Raw genomic sequence first — 17,210 nt, forward strand, 5'->3', positions numbered from 1 at the left:
ACCATGGCCCGCACCGACACATTGAAACTTGGAACCTTCGTCTACACTTTCGGTTTCAACCCGGCAGCGTGGCGCCACCCGGAGGCCGATGTGAACGGGGCCAACAAGATTGATCACCTGCTGAACGTGGCGAAAATCTCGGAAGCGGCAAAATTCGATTTTATGTTTTTGGCCGATTCCCCAGCCGCCGCCATTGGCGATGCAGACGCACTGGCGCGCTCGCCCACCAAGATGAACCGGTTTGAGCCGCTATCGCTGATTTCGGCGCTGTCCGTGCTCACGGAAAAGCTCGGCTTTGTCGCCACCGCCTCCACCAGCTATTACGAGCCGTACAATATCGCCCGCATCTTTGCCTCCATCGATCATTTGAGCGGTGGCCGCGCCTGCTGGAATGTTGTGACCTCCGACCATGACGAGACGGGCTATAATTTCGGCTTTGACGGCCTGCCGCCCCATGCAGAACGCTATGAGCGCGGCTCGGAATTTGTTGATGTTGTCTTTGGCCTGTGGGACAGTTTTGAGCAAGATGCACTGGTGCTGGACAAGGAAAGAGGCCTTTACCACGATAAAAACAAGCTGCACACGCTGAACCACAAGGGCAAGCATTTTCAGGTGCGCGGCCCGCTCAACATTGCCGCAAGCCCGCAAGGCCGCCCGGTGATTGCGCAGGCTGGCGGCTCGGAAGCGGGTATGGAACTGGCCGCCCGCACCGCCGAAATCGTCTTCAGCCTTGCCTCCAATCTGGAGCGCAACAAGGCTTTTGCCGATAATATCAAAGGTCGCATGGCCAAATATGGCCGCTCTACCAACGATCTGAAGCTCATGCCCGGCTTGGTGGTCAATGTCGGAGAAACCAAAGCGGAAGCCCAAGCCAAGGTGGATTTCCTGATCGACAACCTGCACCCCGATGTGGGCCGCTGGATGCTGGGCGAATTTTTGGAGGCCGATCTTTCTGGCGTGGCGCTTGATCAGCCTTTCCCGCTGGAGCGCCTGCCAGCAGAGCCAAAAGGCTCGAAAGCCATGTTTGAATGGTTGCGCGATTTCATCATGGAAGGCCACACCGTTGGCGAACTGATCCGCTTCTACGCCGAGAAAAGCACCGGCAACGGCATCACCGGTACCCCCACCGAGATCGCTGATTTTATGGAAGAATGGTTCCAGGCCGGGGCCGCCGATGGCTTTATTCTGATGCTGCCAACCCTGCCCGCCAGCTTGAATGATTTCGTAAAGCTGGTGCTGCCGGAATTGCGCAGGCGCGGATTGTTTCGGGAAGAGTATGAGGGCAAGACATTGCGGGAGAATTTGGGGTTGTCGATGCCGGTCAATCGCTATGCGGTGGCGCGGAATGGTGGGATGATCAAATAAAACTGAGCAAGATCACCCCCTCTGGTCTGCCGACCATCTCCCCCACAGGTGGGGAGATAAGATAGACGCGACCGCTCATTCCCACTACCTTACTCTGAGTGCCGATATCTCTCACGTTGAGAGGGACCAAGAGATATGCAACGAGTCGATCTCACCCCTTAAGGGGGAGATGCCCGGCAGGACAGAGCGACTATCTGGGCTGTCAAGTTGCATTTTCGAATTCCCTTCGCGCATCTCGTGCTTTCGCGTTGAGAATGACAAGAAGTTTACGGGCAAGTGCAATGCGGATGACCATCTTTGGCTTTCCCTGGCTCTGCAATCTTTGCTGGAAATCAGCAAGATTTTGATTGTATCTTGCTGCGATGGCAGCGACGAGAAAGAGGATGCTGCGCGGACCGGCCCGTCCATCGCGCACATGTCTACGACCGGTGCGGTTCCCACTGTCGTTGGCCATCGGTGCCAGACCAGACAGTTTGGCAATCGCCTTGTTGGAGACGTGACCGATCTCGGGAAGCTCTGCCATCAGCCGGGCCACAGTGCGCGAAGCAACACCCTTGACTGTGCGAAACGCCTTGTCGAGGCATGCCCACAGCGGATCATCATCAATCAGCGAGGCGATCTCGCCTTCGAGTTTGCGGCTTTGGCGCACCAGAAGAGCGATGACCTCATCAAGGCTTTGCCGGGTTTCGTCATCGCGCACGACATGCCGCCGCTGCTTGTTGACGACAAGATCGCCCGTGATCTGCGAAAGCCGTGCCACCAGAGCCGAAAGCCGCAGCTGGGCCGCCTTTGGCGCGGGCGTCGGACGCAGTTTCTTGACCTCGGCATAGGCGGCAATCACACCGGCATCGATCCGGTCAGTCTTTTCCAGAATGCCCATCGCATCGGCGAAAGAGCGAACGCTACGCGCATTGGCCAATGCGCAAGCCATTCCCATCTCCCACAAAAGCAGAAAGGCAGCGCGCTCATAGCCGCCGGATGCTTCCATCACCACAAGCGTGACACCATGCGCCCGGCACAGAGCCAAAAGCTCCGCTATGCCCGATGCATCATTGCAAAAGCGCTGGAAAACGGCCCCCGGCCGGATCTGTGCATCCAGCCAATCTTTCGAAACATCCACTCCACAAATGATCCTGTTCACGGTAACCTGCCTTGTGCGTACGGTTGGACCCAAGCGACTGTTCGGTTGTACGTGACGATGGCGAAGGTCCCTGGCTCTGCCGCGGTTGTAACCGGTGGGGGGACGGGCGACTTCGCCACGCCTTCGACCGGGTGGCCACCCGGTCGAAGGCACAGTCGCTACAATCTTACACGATTGACAATATGTAGATACAAGGGGGTACCTTGCGCCAATGCCAACTATGGCCCTCTCAAAACGCCGCCATCAAATCCCGCATCACGCCCGCAAATCGCGCTGCAATCCGCTCTCGCGCAATATGCCGCCCGGCTTCCACCTGTTTGACACCGTCCACCCAGACACAATCGACTGCTGCGCCATTGGCAAAGAGAAAACTGTCCAAAACCTGATCTCCGCTCAAACCAAGATCATGCCGCGGCTTAAGGCTGACAACATCGGCAGGCTTACCCACCTCCAGCCCACTGTCCGCCATCAACGCAGCAGCACCACCACTCACAGCACCATCAAACAGATACCGCCCCGTTGATCCACCCGGAACAGCCATGACGTTACGGGCGCGATGAGCGAGACGTTGCGAATATTCCAGCTGGCGCAACTCGTCGGCAATGCCAATCAGAATGTTGGAATCAGAGCCGACACCAAAACGCCCGCCCTGCCCCAAGAACACGTCAGCATTGAATGTGCCATCGCCCAGATTGGCCTCGGTGATCGGGCAAAGACCGGCAATGGCACCGCTCTTGGCCATCCGCACTGTTTCATCATCCGTCATATGGGTAGCATGGATCAGGCACCAGCGAGTGGTGAGATCGGCATTGTCCAGCAACCATTGCACCGGGCGCTGGCCAGACCATTTGATACAGTCCTCCACTTCCTTCACCTGCTCGGCCACATGAATATGGATTGGTCCATCGAAAGAGAGCTGTTGCAGCGCTGATAATTCTTCCGGCGTCACGGCCCGCAGGCTGTGGGGGGCAATGCCCGTGACGCTACCGGGCAGATTTGATGCCGCTTTTTTCGCCCCCTCCAGCAGCTCTGCAAAACCATCGACATCATTGATAAACCGCCGCTGGCCCTCATTGGGAGCCAGACCACCAAAGCCGGAATGGGCATAAAACACGGGCAGGAGCGTGAGGCCAATTCCAGTCTCGCTGCTCGCGGCGACGATACGTTCGGCCATTTCGGCGCGGTTGGCAAAAGGGCTGCCATCACGGTCATGGTGGAGATAGTGAAACTCGCCCACCCGGCCAAATCCGGCCTCCAGCATTTCCACATAAAGCTGGGCGGCAATAGCCTGCATCTGCTCAGGATTCATCGTCAGCGCAAAGCGATACATCACCGTGCGCCAGCTCCAAAAACTATCATTGTCTGGCCCGCGCAATTCCGCCAGACCCGCCATACCGCGCTGAAAGGCGTGGCTGTGCAAATTGGCCATTGTGGGCAGCAACACCTCGTGCCGCTCATCGCCCGCTTGCGCCTCAACACCCTGCTCAATGGATGAAATGGCGAGGCCCGTCAGTGTCAGCCGCACATTCTTGGCCCAACCATCCGGCAGCAGCGCCTGTTTTGCGTGGAGTGTCGTCATGGCTTTCCCCTCTCATTTTCTGACTTGCGCCTTGGCCCATTAAGTATATACATAATAGGAAAATCGGTGAGGCGCAATGCAGCCTGAACCGCAATAACAAGGGATCAGCATGACAGATCTGGATCGCATTTTCACCAATGCGCGGTTGGCAACGCTCAATCCGCAACTTTCGGGCCTCGGCATTGTTGAGGATGGTGCGCTGATGGTGCGCGACGGGCAGATTGTTTACGCTGGCCCAATGGCCGAACTGCCCATCAGCTTGCTGAATGCCGCCGAGGTTACTGATTGCGAGGGCCGCTGGATCACTCCCGGTCTGGTGGATTGCCATACCCATCTGGTCCACGCGGGCAACCGCGCCCATGAATTTGAAATGCGGCTGGCAGGTGCGAGTTATGAGGAAATTGCCCGGGCGGGTGGCGGCATTGTCTCTTCCGTATCAAAGGTGCAGGCGGCGAGTGAGGCGGATTTACTGCGCGAAACGCTGCCACGTCTGGATGCGCTTCTGGCCGAGGGTGTCACCACCATTGAGGTCAAATCCGGCTATGGGCTGACGGTGGACGATGAGCTGAAAATGCTGCGGGCAGCAAAAAAACTCAGCAATACGCGCGCCGTTTCCATCACTACCACCTATCTCGGTGCTCATGCCACGCCCGCAGAGTATAAGGGCCGCAATGGTGATTTTATCCGCGAGGTGGTGCTTCCCGGTTTGACAGCCGCCCATGCAGAGCAGCTTGTTGATGCGGTAGATGGGTTTTGCGAGGGCATTGCCTTTTCACCCGCTGAAATGCACGTTGTGTTTGATGCGGCACAGGCTTTGGGCCTGCCGGTGAAACTCCATGCTGATCAGCTTTCCAATCTGTCGGGTGCTGCCCTTGCTGCCGAATATGGCGCACTCTCAGCGGATCATCTGGAATATACCGATGCGGCAGGAGCCGATGCCATGGCGAAAGCAGGCACCGTGGCAGTGCTGCTGCCGGGTGCCTTTTACTTCATCCGCGAGACGAAAAAGCCGCCGATTGATCTCTTTCGCCAACACGGCACCAAGATGGCGCTAGCCACCGATAACAACCCCGGCACATCGCCGCTGACCTCGCTGCTGCTGACCATGAATATGGGCGCCACCCTGTTTGGTATGACAGTGGAGGAGTGCATAGCTGGCGTGACCCGCGAGGCCGCCCGCGCACTGGGTCGGCTTGATCAGATTGGCACGCTGGAGGCCGGAAAATCGGCTGATCTTGCCATCTGGGATATTTCTGAACTGTCTGAGCTTGTCTACCGCATGGGCTTTAACCCGCTGTACCAGCGGGTGTGGCGCGGCCAAAACACAATAACAATGACGCATAACAACAAGGGGCCATTATGACCATTACCCTTCACCCCGGCTCCGTGCCGCTGGCCGATCTGGCGAAAATCTATTGGCATGGTGAGCCTGCCGTTCTGGATCGCAGCTTTGATGCGGGCATTGAGCGCGCAGCAAGCCGCATTGCCGCGATTGCTGCGGGCAATGAGCCGGTTTACGGCGTCAACACCGGCTTTGGCAAACTGGCCTCCATCAAGATTGATGCAGCCGATACCGCCACGCTTCAGCGTAACCTCATTCTCTCTCATTGCTGCGGCGTCGGCACGCCACTGGCTGAAAATATTGTGCGGCTGATCCTGTCACTCAAGCTGATTTCGCTGGGCCGTGGCGCTTCCGGCGTGCGGCTGGAACTGGTGCGGTTGATTGAGGCCATGCTGGAAAAAGGCGTGATTCCGCTGATCCCGGAAAAGGGTTCCGTGGGGGCCTCTGGTGATCTGGCCCCGCTGGCCCATATGGCTGCGGTGATGATGGGTGAGGCAGAAGCCTTCTATCAGGGTGAAAAACTGCCGGGCAGGATTGCGCTGGAACGCGCTGGCCTCACTCCGGTTGTTTTGGCAGCCAAGGAAGGACTGGCGCTGATCAATGGCACGCAAGCCTCGACCGCCTTGGCTTTGGCAGGCCTTTTCCGCGCCCATCGTGCCGCGCAAGCGGCATTGATTACCGGGGCGATGTCTACGGATGCCGCCATGGGTTCCTCGGCACCGTTTACGGCCGATATTCACACCCTGCGCGGCCACAAGGGCCAGATTGATACGGCTGCAAGCTTGCGCGCCTTGCTGGAAGGCTCGGTGATCCGCCAAAGCCATCTGGATGGTGACGAGCGCGTCCAAGACCCCTATTGCATCCGCTGCCAGCCGCAGGTGGATGGAGCCTGCCTTGATCTGCTGCGGATGACCGCCCGGACCTTGGAAATCGAGGCCAATGCAGTGACGGATAATCCGCTGGTGCTCTCCGATGACAGTGTGGTGTCTGGCGGCAATTTCCACGCCGAGCCGGTGGCCTTTGCTGCGGACCAGATTGCCATTGCCGTGTGTGAAATCGGTGCCATTGCCCAGCGGCGTATTGCGCTGTTGGTGGACCCGGCCCTGTCCTACGGCTTGCCTGCGTTTTTGGCGAAAAGGCCGGGCCTGAATTCCGGCCTGATGATTGCCGAAGTCACTTCTGCTGCCTTGATGAGTGAAAACAAGCAGATGGCCCATCCGGCTTCCGTGGATTCAACGCCAACGTCTGCCAATCAGGAAGACCATGTTTCCATGGCCTGCCATGGTGCGCGGCGCCTGTTGCAAATGACCGAAAACCTGTTTGCCATCATTGGCATTGAGGCTCTCACCGCCGCCCAAGGCGTGGAATTTCGCGCACCCCTCACCACCAGCCCGGAGCTGCAAAAGGCCATGGACACCCTGCGCGCCGTTGTGCCGACGCTGGAGGAAGATCGGTTTATGGCACCGGACTTGGCGGCAGCCAGCGCTCTGGTGGCTGATGGGGCTTTGGTGGGCAGTGTATCGGCTGGGATTTTGCCGGGGTTGGAGGGGTGAGCGGAATGGGCGTTTTTATGTGGGGTCTACCCCCCTCTGGTCTGCCGACCATCTCCCCCTCAAGTGGGGAGATCGACTCGTTGAAAAGTGCGGGGCCAAATAATGGAACTCGGCATCGCGTCTTGCTGATCTCCCCCCTTGTGGGGGGTGAGGATTGGTCGGCAAAGCCGATGAAACGATCCAGCGAATCGTTTCAAAAGACGAACGCCGGCAGGACAGAGGGGGGTAACTCCAGGCGCCAAGGGAGATCATTTTAAATGTCCAATGTCTTCGAAATCACCCAAGGCACATCGCCCGTCATCCTCGCCTTCCCGCACACGGGGACGGATGTGCCACCTGCCATCTGGGACCGCCTGAACGACAACGGCAAACTGCTGGCCGATACCGATTGGCATATCCACAATCTGTACAAAGACCTGTTGCCAAACGTCACCACGGTTCGCGCCACCTTCCATCGCTATGTCATTGATGCCAATCGTGATCCGGCGGGGGTGAGCCTCTATCCGGGCCAAAACACCACGGGGCTTATTCCAGAGACGGATTTTGACGGACAATCGATCTGGATTGATGGGCAGGAACCAACGCAAACGGATATTGCTGAACGTCTGGCAGCCTTTCACGCACCCTATCACGCCGCCCTTTTGGCGGAAATCGAGCGGGCAAAAGCCATCCATGGTGTGGCCGTGCTCTATGATTGCCACTCCATCCGCGCCAACATCCCCTTTCTGTTTGAAGGCAGATTGCCGGATTTCAACATCGGCACCGACATGGGCCGTACCTGTGATGCCGCCATTGAAGCGGCAACGGTGGAGATCGCGGCGTCAGCGGAAGGTTACACCTCCATCCTCAACGGTCGCTTCAAAGGCGGCTGGACAACGCGCCATTATGGCAAGCCGGACACGGGCATTCACGCCATTCAGATGGAGTTGGCGCAAGCCTCGCACCTTGCCACCGAGGCACCGCCCTTTGCCTATGATGAAGACAGGGCGGGTCGTTTGCGCACCCATCTCAAAGCCATTCTGGAGCGGATCGAACAGATTGCGTTTCAACTGAAACAAAAGGGGGAATGATCATGACCAACCCACGCCACAATATCCGCGATGTACGGGCCGCAACCGGCACGGAGCTTTCGGCGAAGAGCTGGATGACCGAAGCTCCCTTGCGCATGTTGATGAACAATCTCGACCCAGACGTAGCCGAGCGTCCGCATGAGCTGGTGGTTTATGGCGGCATTGGCCGCGCTGCCCGCACTTGGGAGGATTTTGACCGCATTGTTGCCACGCTGAAAACCCTCACCGAAGAAGAGACCCTGATTGTGCAATCAGGCAAACCAGTCGGTGTGTTCAAAACCCATAAAGATGCGCCACGGGTGCTGATTGCCAATTCCAATCTCGTGCCCCATTGGGCAACTTGGGACCATTTCAACGAGCTGGATAAGAAGGGACTGGCCATGTATGGCCAGATGACCGCAGGCTCGTGGATCTATATCGGCACGCAAGGCATTGTGCAGGGCACCTATGAAACCTTCGTGGAAGCGGGCCGTCAGCATTATAACGGCATCCTCAAAGGTAAGTGGATACTAACAGGCGGCCTCGGCGGCATGGGTGGCGCGCAGCCGCTGGCAGCCGTTATGGCCGGTGCCTGCTGCCTTGCGGTAGAATGCGATGAAACCCGTGTCGATTTTCGCCTGCGCACCCGCTATGTTGATGCCAAGGCCCACACGCTGGATGAGGCCTTAGCGCTGATTGACCAATGGACCAAGGCAGGCGAAGCCAAATCCGTGGGCCTGATTGGCAATGCCGCCGATATTTTCCCCGAACTGGTCAAGCGCGGCATCCGTCCCGATATTGTGACAGACCAGACCTCGGCCCATGACCCGATCAATGGTTATCTGCCGTCTGGCTGGACGGTGGCCGAATGGCGTTCCAAGCAAGAGAGCGATCCGAAGGCCGTGGAGCGCGCCGCCCGTGCCTCGATGAAAGTGCATGTCGCCGCCATGGTCGATTTCTGGAACATGGGCGTGCCCACGCTGGATTATGGCAACAATATCCGCCAAGTCGCCAAGGAAGAAGGGCTGGAAAACGCCTTTGCCTTCCCCGGCTTTGTGCCAGCCTATATCCGTCCGCTGTTTTGCCGGGGCATTGGTCCGTTCCGCTGGGCAGCCCTTTCGGGTGATCCAGAGGATATTTACAAGACCGATGCCAAGGTGAAAGAATTGTTGCCCGACAACAAGCACCTGCACAATTGGCTGGATATGGCGCGCGAGCGCATTGCCTTCCAAGGCCTGCCTGCCCGCATCTGCTGGGTGGGTCTGGGCGATCGCCACAAACTGGGTCTGGCCTTCAACGAAATGGTCCGCAGCGGCGAGCTAAAAGCCCCGGTGGTGATTGGCCGTGACCATCTGGATTCCGGCTCCGTCGCCTCGCCCAACCGCGAAACCGAAGCCATGAAGGACGGCTCGGATGCCGTATCCGATTGGCCCTTGCTGAACGCGCTGCTCAATTGCGCCTCGGGTGCCACATGGGTATCGCTGCACCATGGCGGCGGTGTGGGCATGGGCTTTAGCCAGCATTCCGGCATGGTGATCTGCGCCGATGGCACCGATGATGCCGCACGGCGCTTGGAGCGGGTGTTGTGGAACGACCCGGCCACCGGCGTCATGCGCCATGCCGATGCGGGCTATGACATTGCACTGGATTGCGCCAAGGAAAAAGGCCTGCGCCTGCCTGGCATTCTGGGCAATTGACATGCAGATCCTGCGTCGGGAAGATTATCGCCGCATGCCCTGGAAGAACGGCCAGGGCATGACAGAGGAAATCCTGATTTTTCCGCCCGACAGTGGCCTTGGGGATTTCGATTACCGGCTGTCCATCGCCCATGTCGGCGCGGACGGCCCTTTTTCGACCTTTCCCGGTGTGGACCGCAGTATTGGATTGTTGGAAGGTGACGGCATGGTTCTGTCCCTATCAGACGGCCAAGATGTGGCACTCAAACAAGGCAGTGAACCCCTCGCCTTTTCCGGCGATTGGGCCGTTTCCAGTCGCAATCTTGGCAGCAAAACGGTGGATCTCAATATCATGACCCGGCGCAGCCGCTTTCGCCACACCATGAAAAGGGGCAATCTGGAAGTGTTGCACGGCCAGGCGACCAGGCCCAGGCCCAGGACCACGACCACGACCACGACCACGACCACGACATTGGCCATTTTCAACGGTGATGCCACCATCATCGCCAATGGACAAACCATTTCCCTGCACCGCTTCGATACGCTGGTCTTTTCGCCAGGAGATTCACTGGACCTGACAATCACGGCGCAGTACGATGTCTTCACCGTGACGCTGGATGCAGAACATCAAAGCTGAAGAAGATTGTTCCTTCTGCGACATAGAACCTTAACCTGGCAAGAATTTTAGGATAATTCTCGTGGAGAATGAACACTTGAAGCCATGAGGCATCAGGGATAGCGATGATCCTCAATGTGTGGATACATCAGCATCTTCGATGTATTCCGACCAGAGAACCAATGCGGACAAAAAGCGAGACGAAACGACGCCAGATCCTGACGATTGCCGGGGATCTGTTCCGGGAGCATGGATTTGGGGCCGTCAATATGGCGCAGATCGCGGCCTCGGTCGGCGGATCGAAATCGACCCTTTACAATCATTTCCCCTCCAAGGAAGCCTTGTTCGAAGCCTATGTGATTGAAGCGGGGCGCGAACCCTTTGCAGCTTTGGCCGATAGCAATCAGGCTGGCGACACCGTGGAAAAATCGCTGACGGCCTATGCGCGCGCCTACCTGCGGCTGCTGCTTTCGCCGGAGGTTCTCGCCATCAACCGGCTGGTGATTGCCGAAGCGCCACGTTTTCAAGAGCTTGGCAGGATCTTCTATCAGAATGGACCCCGGGCCACGCTGGACCAGATCGAAAAAAAGCTGGAGCATCTGGTCGAACGCCAGGCGCTTGCCATCCCAGATATCGCAATGGCGGCCTTACAGTTCAAGGCAGTGGCCGAAGCGGGTCTTTATGAACACTGCCTCTGGGGCCTGATTGATCGCCCGAATGACGCGCAAATCGAGACCGCAGCGAAAAATGCATCCACCACCATCCTGACGCTTTATGGCCGCTGAAATGCTGGCCTACGGCTATTAACGACAGCATCATGCGTTTTATGAAACGTCTGATGCTGTCGTGTCCGTGCGATAAACGAAGCGCCTTCGGTCAGAAGGGATATTGCAGGGGAATGCTTTGGGTGGTGATCAGGTGATCGCAGGTGAATTCCGCGATGACCCAATCGCTGTTGAACCGCCCGATACCGCTATTCTTTTCACCACCGAACATCGCATTGGGGCTATCGGCAACGGAAATATCGTTGATATGGGTCATGCCGGCATGGATGCGCTTGGCAAACCGCAGGCCACGCCCTTCATTCCGTGTGAAAACCGCACTGGAAAGTCCGAATTCGGTCTGGTTGGCGAGTTTTAGCGCGTCCTCCTCACCATGAGCCTTGATGATCGGAACAACGGGGCCAAACAGTTCAGTCTGGGCCAGCGTCGAGTTGTTATCGACATCAATAAACACATGTGGCGGCAGGACCTGGCCTTGCGGCTCGCCGCCCAGCGCCAGATGAATGCCGGAGGCCTTGGCTTCTTCAATTTTTGCCAGGATACCATCAAGCTGGCGCTTGCTGATGATCGGGCCGATATTGGTGCCAATGAGGCTGGGATCACCATAGGTAAGCTTGGAGACGCGCTCAATAAAGCGAGTGACAAACTCGTCATAGATCGAGGCATCAACGATGATCCGGTTGGTGCTCATGCAGATCTGGCCTTGGTGCAGGAAGCGGCCAAACAGCGCGCCCCGGACGGCCAGATCGAGATCCGCATCATCAAGCACAACGCAAGGCGCATTACCGCCCAGCTCAAGCCCGACCCGTTTCAAGGTTGAGCCCTGCATGGCAAGCTGCCCGATATGACGACCGACCCGTGCCGATCCGGTAAAGGAAATGAACTTCGGCACGGGATGCAGCGTGAACATGTCGCCGATCACCCCGGCAAGGCCGACGACCACATTCAGAAGGCCGCCCGGCAGGCCAGCCTCTTCATAAATCTTGGCAATCATCAACCCGCCACTGATCGGGGTCTCTTCCGCCGGTTTGACAACCACCGCATTGCCAAGCGCCAGCGCCGGCGCGATCGAACGATGCGACAGATGCATTGGCATGTTCCAGGGGCTGATAACCCCGATGACCCCGAGAGGAGCGCGATGCACCCGCACATCCTTGCCCGGCACTTCGCTGGGGATAATCCGGCCCTGGACGCGCGACGGCATGCCGGACACCTCCAGCATCGTATCGCGCACCGAAGCCCACTCAATCTCGGCCTTGATGCGCGTGCTGCCGGATTCGGCGATGATCATATCGACGATTTCAGCATGCCGTTGATCGACGATTTGCGCGGCGCGCAGAAAGACATCGCGCTTTACGCTGGCGGGCCTATCTGCCCAATCGCGCTGCGCCGCTTCGGCGGCCAGATAGGCCGCATCGAGATCCTCCACCGAGGCCAGCGCGATTTCGGCAATCCTCTCACCGGAATAGGGATTGTTGACATTAAGGACATCCCCTGTGGTGCCAGGACGCCAGACGCCGCCAATATATTGGCCGCTGTAAGCGCAATAGGGTTCCGACCGGTTGATCGCGTTCATTGCTTTTCTCCACAATTGAAATTCAGAGAGATGTATGGGGAACCAGGACCGGATTCCGTTTCAGCAGGGTCAAGAAGACCGAATGGTGATGCTCCCAGTTTTCAGGAGCGGCTTTCAGTGCTTCGAGTGCAAAATCGACATAGCGCCTGTCGAGCGAGGCGATGTCATCACGCCCACGCCGTTCCAGAAGACGGCCCAGCATGGTCACAAGGCAGAGAAGCAGAAACACGTCCCGGCTGGTTTCTGAAGGCGCAACGAGCCGCAGACTTCCCATACGCAGGATGCGCTGGATCATTCTGAAGCGGCGTTGCAGCACCTGTTCATGGCTGGCAAGCCGGGCCGTTACCTCAAGATCTTCTGTCAGACGGTTGCGCAGCACTGTCAGCACCAGGCGATGATTGACCGGAAAGACAAAACGAAAAGCGAGTGCCGCAGCAGCAACACCCGCCACCATCGCCAAGGTCTGCTCCACCGAAAGCCAAGGCGATACCGCCACCGGAAAAACCGGCTGGGCAGCGAGTAGGAATGACATATTGCCATCAATGGCCGCTTTGGCGGTTTTCGGACGCGACATGGCGTAAGCGCCCACGGCCAAGAAAGGCGCCACCATCAACAGCATGTCCAGCGAATTTTCCGCATGCGGCAACAGAAAAATCCGCGAGAGCAAGCCAAGCGTTGCGCCGCACACCGTCCCTTTCAATGCCTCGCCAACCGCGAGCTGAGGGGCTTCATGGCTTGAAAACAGCGTCACGAATACCGCAGCTGTCATCAGCATGACCGGACCCAACGACCAGCCAGTCAGCTTCCAGACCAGGGCCACCGCGCTCAGCGCAAGGAAAGTCCGGCAAAAGGCAATTGCTGCCGCCCTTTTGTCCGAAATGCGCAAGGCATTGAGATCCAGCAGGCGATTGACCGGCTGGACAGCGGAAAGCTCACCCAGGTAACCGATGGCAGCGGTCACCGCGGCCGACAGTTGCGGGGCGTGCTCGCCGATTGCCGCGACAGCAGTATGGGCCGCCTCGATATCGCCACGCCCCAGCGCCAGATCGACAGCGGCCAATGTTTCAGCGGTCTTTTCCGTCCGCATCTGCGGCTCGCCGAGTTGGCGGGCCGTCATCGCTTCGGTGACCAGAATGGTCGAGGCGGCGGCAATGTGACGGGCGAACCGGGCGCGCTGGTGCCCTGTGAGCGAGCCCGCAGCCAGTGTGTCGAGATCAGTATCCATCTGGACGACTACCGAGAAGAACTGTTGCACGGGTTCACCCACGCCCCCCCCCATGGTTTCCCCAGGGGTTTTCAGCAGGGCCGCCGAAAGCGACAGAGCCTGACGCAGAAGTGCAAGAGAGCGGGTATGAACCATGTCCTTGGCTGCCCCCGGTGCAAAAAGCACCGTGGCGACAAGCGAAGCCACCACACCGATCAGGGTACAGGCGATCCGCGACCAGGCCAATTCATGGCCAAGCTGGGGCTCGATCAGACCCGACATGGTGACGACGGCAGCGGTGTAACCGGCCAGCAAAAGCCCATAGGACCGGAAATGGCGAAAGAACGATCCCGCCGCAGCGCACAGCGCGACCCAGCAAATCAGCACCGACAGCTGCAGGCCAGGTGCAGCGCTCAATTGCCAGAGCATTAGAAAGCCGAAAAGGGCTCCGACGATGGTTCCCGCCAGCCGCGCCAGTCCCCGCTCGACCACCAGGCCACGGGTGGGCTGGGCGACCAGCCACACAGTCATTGCCGCCCAGTAGGGATGGTGAATTTGCAGCAATGTGGCCAATGCCATGGCAAGAATAGCGGCAATGGTGGTGCGCAAGGCAAAGCTGACGCTGGGGCCTTTTAAGAAAACAAATCGACGCCGCCACCGGTTCACATCGCCACGTGTGGTGTTTTTTGTTGCTGGAGACATGCGGTCGGTTCTCTTCAAGGGCGGCAACGGGGTCCGGTATCGGATTGATGTCTAGTCGGAAAGTCATGAAATATGACAATTCGTATACTCTTTCGAATATCCCATATCCTTACCGCATAATTCCTTAGATTGAACTCGATCCAATGCGAAATTATGTCGAAAATTTGAACTATTACAGTAACTTACATGCACTTGACAAAATGCATGCCACTGTAGAAAACGGTGCAGAAAATCGGGATCGGCCCGATGATCTAAGTCTTGGTTTTATCGCATTGGGCTGAAAATCGTTCCCGGTTTCCAGCCCAATGCCGTCCTTCAGGCTATGTCAACCCGCCTTCAGCTGATCGCCCGGCACCCAATTGCCGTGCAACGACATGCGCAGACGCATCGGCAACTTGATGGTCGCAATCGGACCGTCAGACAGATGTTGCGCATCCAGCACGAGAAGATCCGTAGCGCGCTCCGCCAACCGATTAACCAGACCGATCACATAGCCATCGCCTTCAGGCGAATCCGGCCGGCGCGGCACGAAGACCGGCTCCTGGAAACAGGACTGGTCATCGGCAAACCAGAGCTGGGTCTTTCCGGTTGCAATATCCAGATGCGCCAGTTGATTGAAGAACTGAAACGGACGCGGACCGATCCGGGCTTCGTCAAAAGGCTTGGTCGGATCCATGGCGATCACAAAGCCATGGCGATATTGCCGGCCACAATAGCGGTCGTCGCTGCGGGGAAACTCACAAGCGAAACTGGTGAGCGGCTTCACTTCGATATTGTTGCCGTTCGACCGCATGTCGAAGGTCCAGCGCATCATCTGCGAAGACAGGGTTTCCGGCGGCGGCACCGTGCCGTCCGATTGCGGGAAGAAATAGAAGATGTTGCCTGATGTGACGGGCATATCGACAAAGATCCTGCCGCCATCATCGAAGGCGTTCAGCGTATGGCCCTGGAAGCCGTTGGGCGCCTTGAACCAACGAACATCACGTCCGTCGCCATCCCGGCGCAGAATGCCGAAGAGCTGATCCAGACCCGGCTGCCACTGGAAGTGCTTGCCGCCCTGCTTCATCCGCTCCAGATCCGCCGTCAACGGCATCAACGGGAAAATCACGAAATGCTCCGTGACCGCGAAATCATGGATCATTGCGGCATAAGGTGCGGTGATCCACACTTCACGCTTCATCCGGCCATGCTTGTCGATCTCGTAATAGACGATGTCGGGGGTGGCCTCACCTTTGGCCTCGTAGCCGAAACACAGCAGATCGCCGGTTTCTGGGTCGAATTTCGGATGGGCCGTGAAGGTCGCGCTGGTCAACTGACCATCGAAATCATAAAGACCGATGGTTTCAAGCGTGATCGGATCGAGGGCATAAGGTGGGCTATCCTCCTTCAGCGCCAGCAGCTTGCCATTGTGAACAACGACATTGGTATTGGCGGTGGAGTTGGAAATATCCTTGACGCTCGGATCATTGGTAAAGGGATTGCGATAGATCCCGTGCAAGGAGGCGCGGGCGTCGCGCTGGGCCTTCAATCGCTCGGTCATCACGTAACGACGCTGAAAATCCACATGGCCGTTCTTGAACCGGAAGGCGCTGACGGCGCCATCGCCATTGAAGAAAATGTCCTCACCAAGCATAGGGGGATATTGCGGATCGGGAGCAACCTGAAAGAACGTGCCGTCGATCTCCTCGGGCACCTTGCCCTCCACTTCGAGATCATAAACCTGGCCTTCAAAACGGGCCGGCTTGTAGAGCGATCCAGTAAATTCAGGCTTATTTGGAAATGGGACTGTCATCGGATTGACCTTTCATAACCGTACGATATTGTACATATACAGCCATGTGACAGACGTCAAGTTATAAACGTACATCCCAGTACGATTTCAGGAGGCGCCATGCGTGTCAGAACCCAGGCCAAGCGCCAGGCCATTGTCGACATCGCCGGGTCGATGTTTCTTCGCCACGGCTATGCCCAGGTATCGATGGCGGCGGTGGCGGCAGAAGTCGGCGGATCCAAGGGAACGCTCTACGGCTATTTCCCCAGCAAGGCGGATCTGTTTGCCGCTTTTGTCGTTCAGGCAGGCGAAGATGCCTTTGCACCGTTGATGGATGTCATCGACAAGGAGCAGGACGCCGCAAATACGCTGAAAGCGCTCGGAATGAACTACCTGAGGCTGCTGCTACGCCCCAAGATCATCGCAATCACCCGTCTGGTGGTATCGGAAGCAGGCAGGGCCACCGATCTCAGCGCGATTTACTTCGACATCGGTCCGCGCCGGGTGCTGGACCGCTTCATACAGATTTTCGAGACGATGAAAATATCAGGTAAACTTGTCCCACCCGATAGCGCGCAGGCCGCACGGGAATTCAAGGCGCTGTGCGAGGCCGGTCTTTATGAACCTGTGCTGCTTGGTGTAGCCGGCATTCCGAGCGAAGGGGACATGGAGGCCAATGTCGCAGCCACGGTCGATATTATGTGCACGAGGTATGGACCGACAAAATCCCGGCGGCGACCGAAAGCACCGGCAAAACAGCCATCGACCACCGGTGTGACACGCAGGAAACCGCCGCCGGAGGATGATCTGTTATCCGAAAAAGCTCACCACGAGCAACCCTATAGATTATGAGC

General features: G+C 57.8%; 13 protein-coding genes. 8 read left to right on the plus strand and 5 right to left on the minus strand.

Going from position 1 to position 17,210, the window contains the following annotated elements; translation table 11 throughout:
* Positions 1–3: 3 nt before the first annotated feature.
* Positions 4–1,365, plus strand: coding sequence for an LLM class flavin-dependent oxidoreductase (locus FS819_RS13965; RefSeq protein ID WP_156551510.1), 1,362 nt, complete (start codon positions 4–6; stop codon positions 1,363–1,365).
* A 202-nt stretch (positions 1,366–1,567) separates the two neighbouring features.
* On the opposite strand, the gene FS819_RS13970 is transcribed toward FS819_RS13965, so the two are convergent.
* Together FS819_RS13970 and FS819_RS13975 are read right to left on the minus strand one after the other, a co-directional pair.
* A complete protein-coding gene (locus FS819_RS13970; protein WP_234625171.1) occupies positions 1,568–2,506 on the minus strand; it encodes an IS110 family RNA-guided transposase in 939 nt (312 codons plus the stop codon).
* A gap of 229 nt (positions 2,507–2,735) precedes the next feature.
* Complete coding sequence (locus FS819_RS13975) at positions 2,736–4,085, minus strand: formimidoylglutamate deiminase (RefSeq protein ID WP_156551514.1); 1,350 nt, start codon at positions 4,083–4,085, stop codon at positions 2,736–2,738.
* A gap of 109 nt (positions 4,086–4,194) precedes the next feature.
* Between FS819_RS13975 and hutI the strand changes: the two genes are divergently transcribed.
* The 6 genes from hutI (at position 4,195) to FS819_RS14005 (ending at position 11,106) form a co-directional block, all read left to right on the plus strand.
* Positions 4,195–5,448, plus strand: a complete 1,254-nt coding sequence (gene hutI / locus FS819_RS13980; RefSeq protein WP_156551515.1) for an imidazolonepropionase — start codon at positions 4,195–4,197, stop codon at positions 5,446–5,448.
* Positions 5,445–6,980, plus strand: a complete 1,536-nt coding sequence (gene hutH, locus FS819_RS13985) for a histidine ammonia-lyase (protein WP_156551516.1) — start codon at positions 5,445–5,447, stop codon at positions 6,978–6,980. Before hutI ends, hutH begins: the two co-directional genes overlap by 4 nt.
* Before the next feature lie 257 nt (positions 6,981–7,237).
* Entirely contained in the window at positions 7,238–8,050 is an 813-nt protein-coding gene (gene hutG / locus FS819_RS13990) for an N-formylglutamate deformylase (RefSeq protein ID WP_156551517.1), read from the plus strand.
* A 2-nt stretch (positions 8,051–8,052) separates the two neighbouring features.
* On the plus strand, positions 8,053–9,726 hold the full coding sequence (gene hutU, locus FS819_RS13995) for a urocanate hydratase (protein WP_156551518.1): 1,674 nt from the start codon (positions 8,053–8,055) through the stop codon (positions 9,724–9,726).
* A gap of 1 nt (position 9,727) precedes the next feature.
* The gene (locus tag FS819_RS14000; protein WP_234625136.1) at positions 9,728–10,342 is read left to right on the plus strand and encodes a HutD/Ves family protein; all 615 of its coding nucleotides are present in this window, start codon (positions 9,728–9,730) and stop codon (positions 10,340–10,342) included.
* 161 nt (positions 10,343–10,503) lie between these two features.
* Entirely contained in the window at positions 10,504–11,106 is a 603-nt protein-coding gene (locus tag FS819_RS14005; RefSeq protein ID WP_194417263.1) for a TetR/AcrR family transcriptional regulator, read from the plus strand.
* Between the two features lie 91 nt (positions 11,107–11,197).
* On the opposite strand, the gene FS819_RS14010 is transcribed toward FS819_RS14005, so the two are convergent.
* From FS819_RS14010 to FS819_RS14020, 3 genes are all read right to left on the minus strand, one after another.
* Positions 11,198–12,679 carry an aldehyde dehydrogenase family protein gene (locus tag FS819_RS14010; RefSeq protein WP_156551520.1) on the minus strand — a complete coding sequence of 494 codons (1,482 nt, stop codon included), beginning with the start codon at positions 12,677–12,679 and terminating at the stop codon, positions 11,198–11,200.
* A gap of 22 nt (positions 12,680–12,701) precedes the next feature.
* A complete protein-coding gene (locus FS819_RS14015) occupies positions 12,702–14,585 on the minus strand; it encodes an FUSC family protein (protein WP_156551521.1) in 1,884 nt (627 codons plus the stop codon).
* A gap of 325 nt (positions 14,586–14,910) precedes the next feature.
* A complete protein-coding gene (locus FS819_RS14020; RefSeq protein WP_156551522.1) occupies positions 14,911–16,377 on the minus strand; it encodes a carotenoid oxygenase family protein in 1,467 nt (488 codons plus the stop codon).
* 99 nt (positions 16,378–16,476) lie between these two features.
* On the opposite strand from FS819_RS14020, the gene FS819_RS14025 reads away from it, so the two are divergent.
* Positions 16,477–17,208, plus strand: a complete 732-nt coding sequence (locus FS819_RS14025; RefSeq protein WP_070167084.1) for a TetR/AcrR family transcriptional regulator — start codon at positions 16,477–16,479, stop codon at positions 17,206–17,208.
* Positions 17,209–17,210: the final 2 nt, after the last annotated feature.

Source organism: Allorhizobium sp. Av2 (assembly GCF_021462805.2).
Taxonomy (GTDB): domain Bacteria; phylum Pseudomonadota; class Alphaproteobacteria; order Rhizobiales; family Rhizobiaceae; genus Allorhizobium; species Allorhizobium vitis_G.

What these genes read in the sequence shown, in the direction of transcription:
- FS819_RS14010 (WP_156551520.1), bottom strand. Translation starts at nt 12,679, where the DNA reads ATGAACGCGATCAACCGGTCGGAACCCTATTGCGCTTACAGCGGCCAA.
- FS819_RS14000 (WP_234625136.1), top strand. Translation starts at nt 9,728, where the DNA reads ATGCAGATCCTGCGTCGGGAAGATTATCGCCGCATGCCCTGGAAGAAC.
- FS819_RS13975 (WP_156551514.1), bottom strand. Translation starts at nt 4,085, where the DNA reads ATGACGACACTCCACGCAAAACAGGCGCTGCTGCCGGATGGTTGGGCC.
- FS819_RS14005 (WP_194417263.1), top strand. Translation starts at nt 10,504, where the DNA reads ATGCGGACAAAAAGCGAGACGAAACGACGCCAGATCCTGACGATTGCC.
- hutU (WP_156551518.1), top strand. Translation starts at nt 8,053, where the DNA reads ATGACCAACCCACGCCACAATATCCGCGATGTACGGGCCGCAACCGGC.
- FS819_RS14015 (WP_156551521.1), bottom strand. Translation starts at nt 14,585, where the DNA reads ATGTCTCCAGCAACAAAAAACACCACACGTGGCGATGTGAACCGGTGG.
- hutI (WP_156551515.1), top strand. Translation starts at nt 4,195, where the DNA reads ATGACAGATCTGGATCGCATTTTCACCAATGCGCGGTTGGCAACGCTC.
- hutG (WP_156551517.1), top strand. Translation starts at nt 7,238, where the DNA reads ATGTCCAATGTCTTCGAAATCACCCAAGGCACATCGCCCGTCATCCTC.
- FS819_RS14020 (WP_156551522.1), bottom strand. Translation starts at nt 16,377, where the DNA reads ATGACAGTCCCATTTCCAAATAAGCCTGAATTTACTGGATCGCTCTAC.
- FS819_RS14025 (WP_070167084.1), top strand. Translation starts at nt 16,477, where the DNA reads ATGCGTGTCAGAACCCAGGCCAAGCGCCAGGCCATTGTCGACATCGCC.
- hutH (WP_156551516.1), top strand. Translation starts at nt 5,445, where the DNA reads ATGACCATTACCCTTCACCCCGGCTCCGTGCCGCTGGCCGATCTGGCG.
- FS819_RS13965 (WP_156551510.1), top strand. Translation starts at nt 4, where the DNA reads ATGGCCCGCACCGACACATTGAAACTTGGAACCTTCGTCTACACTTTC.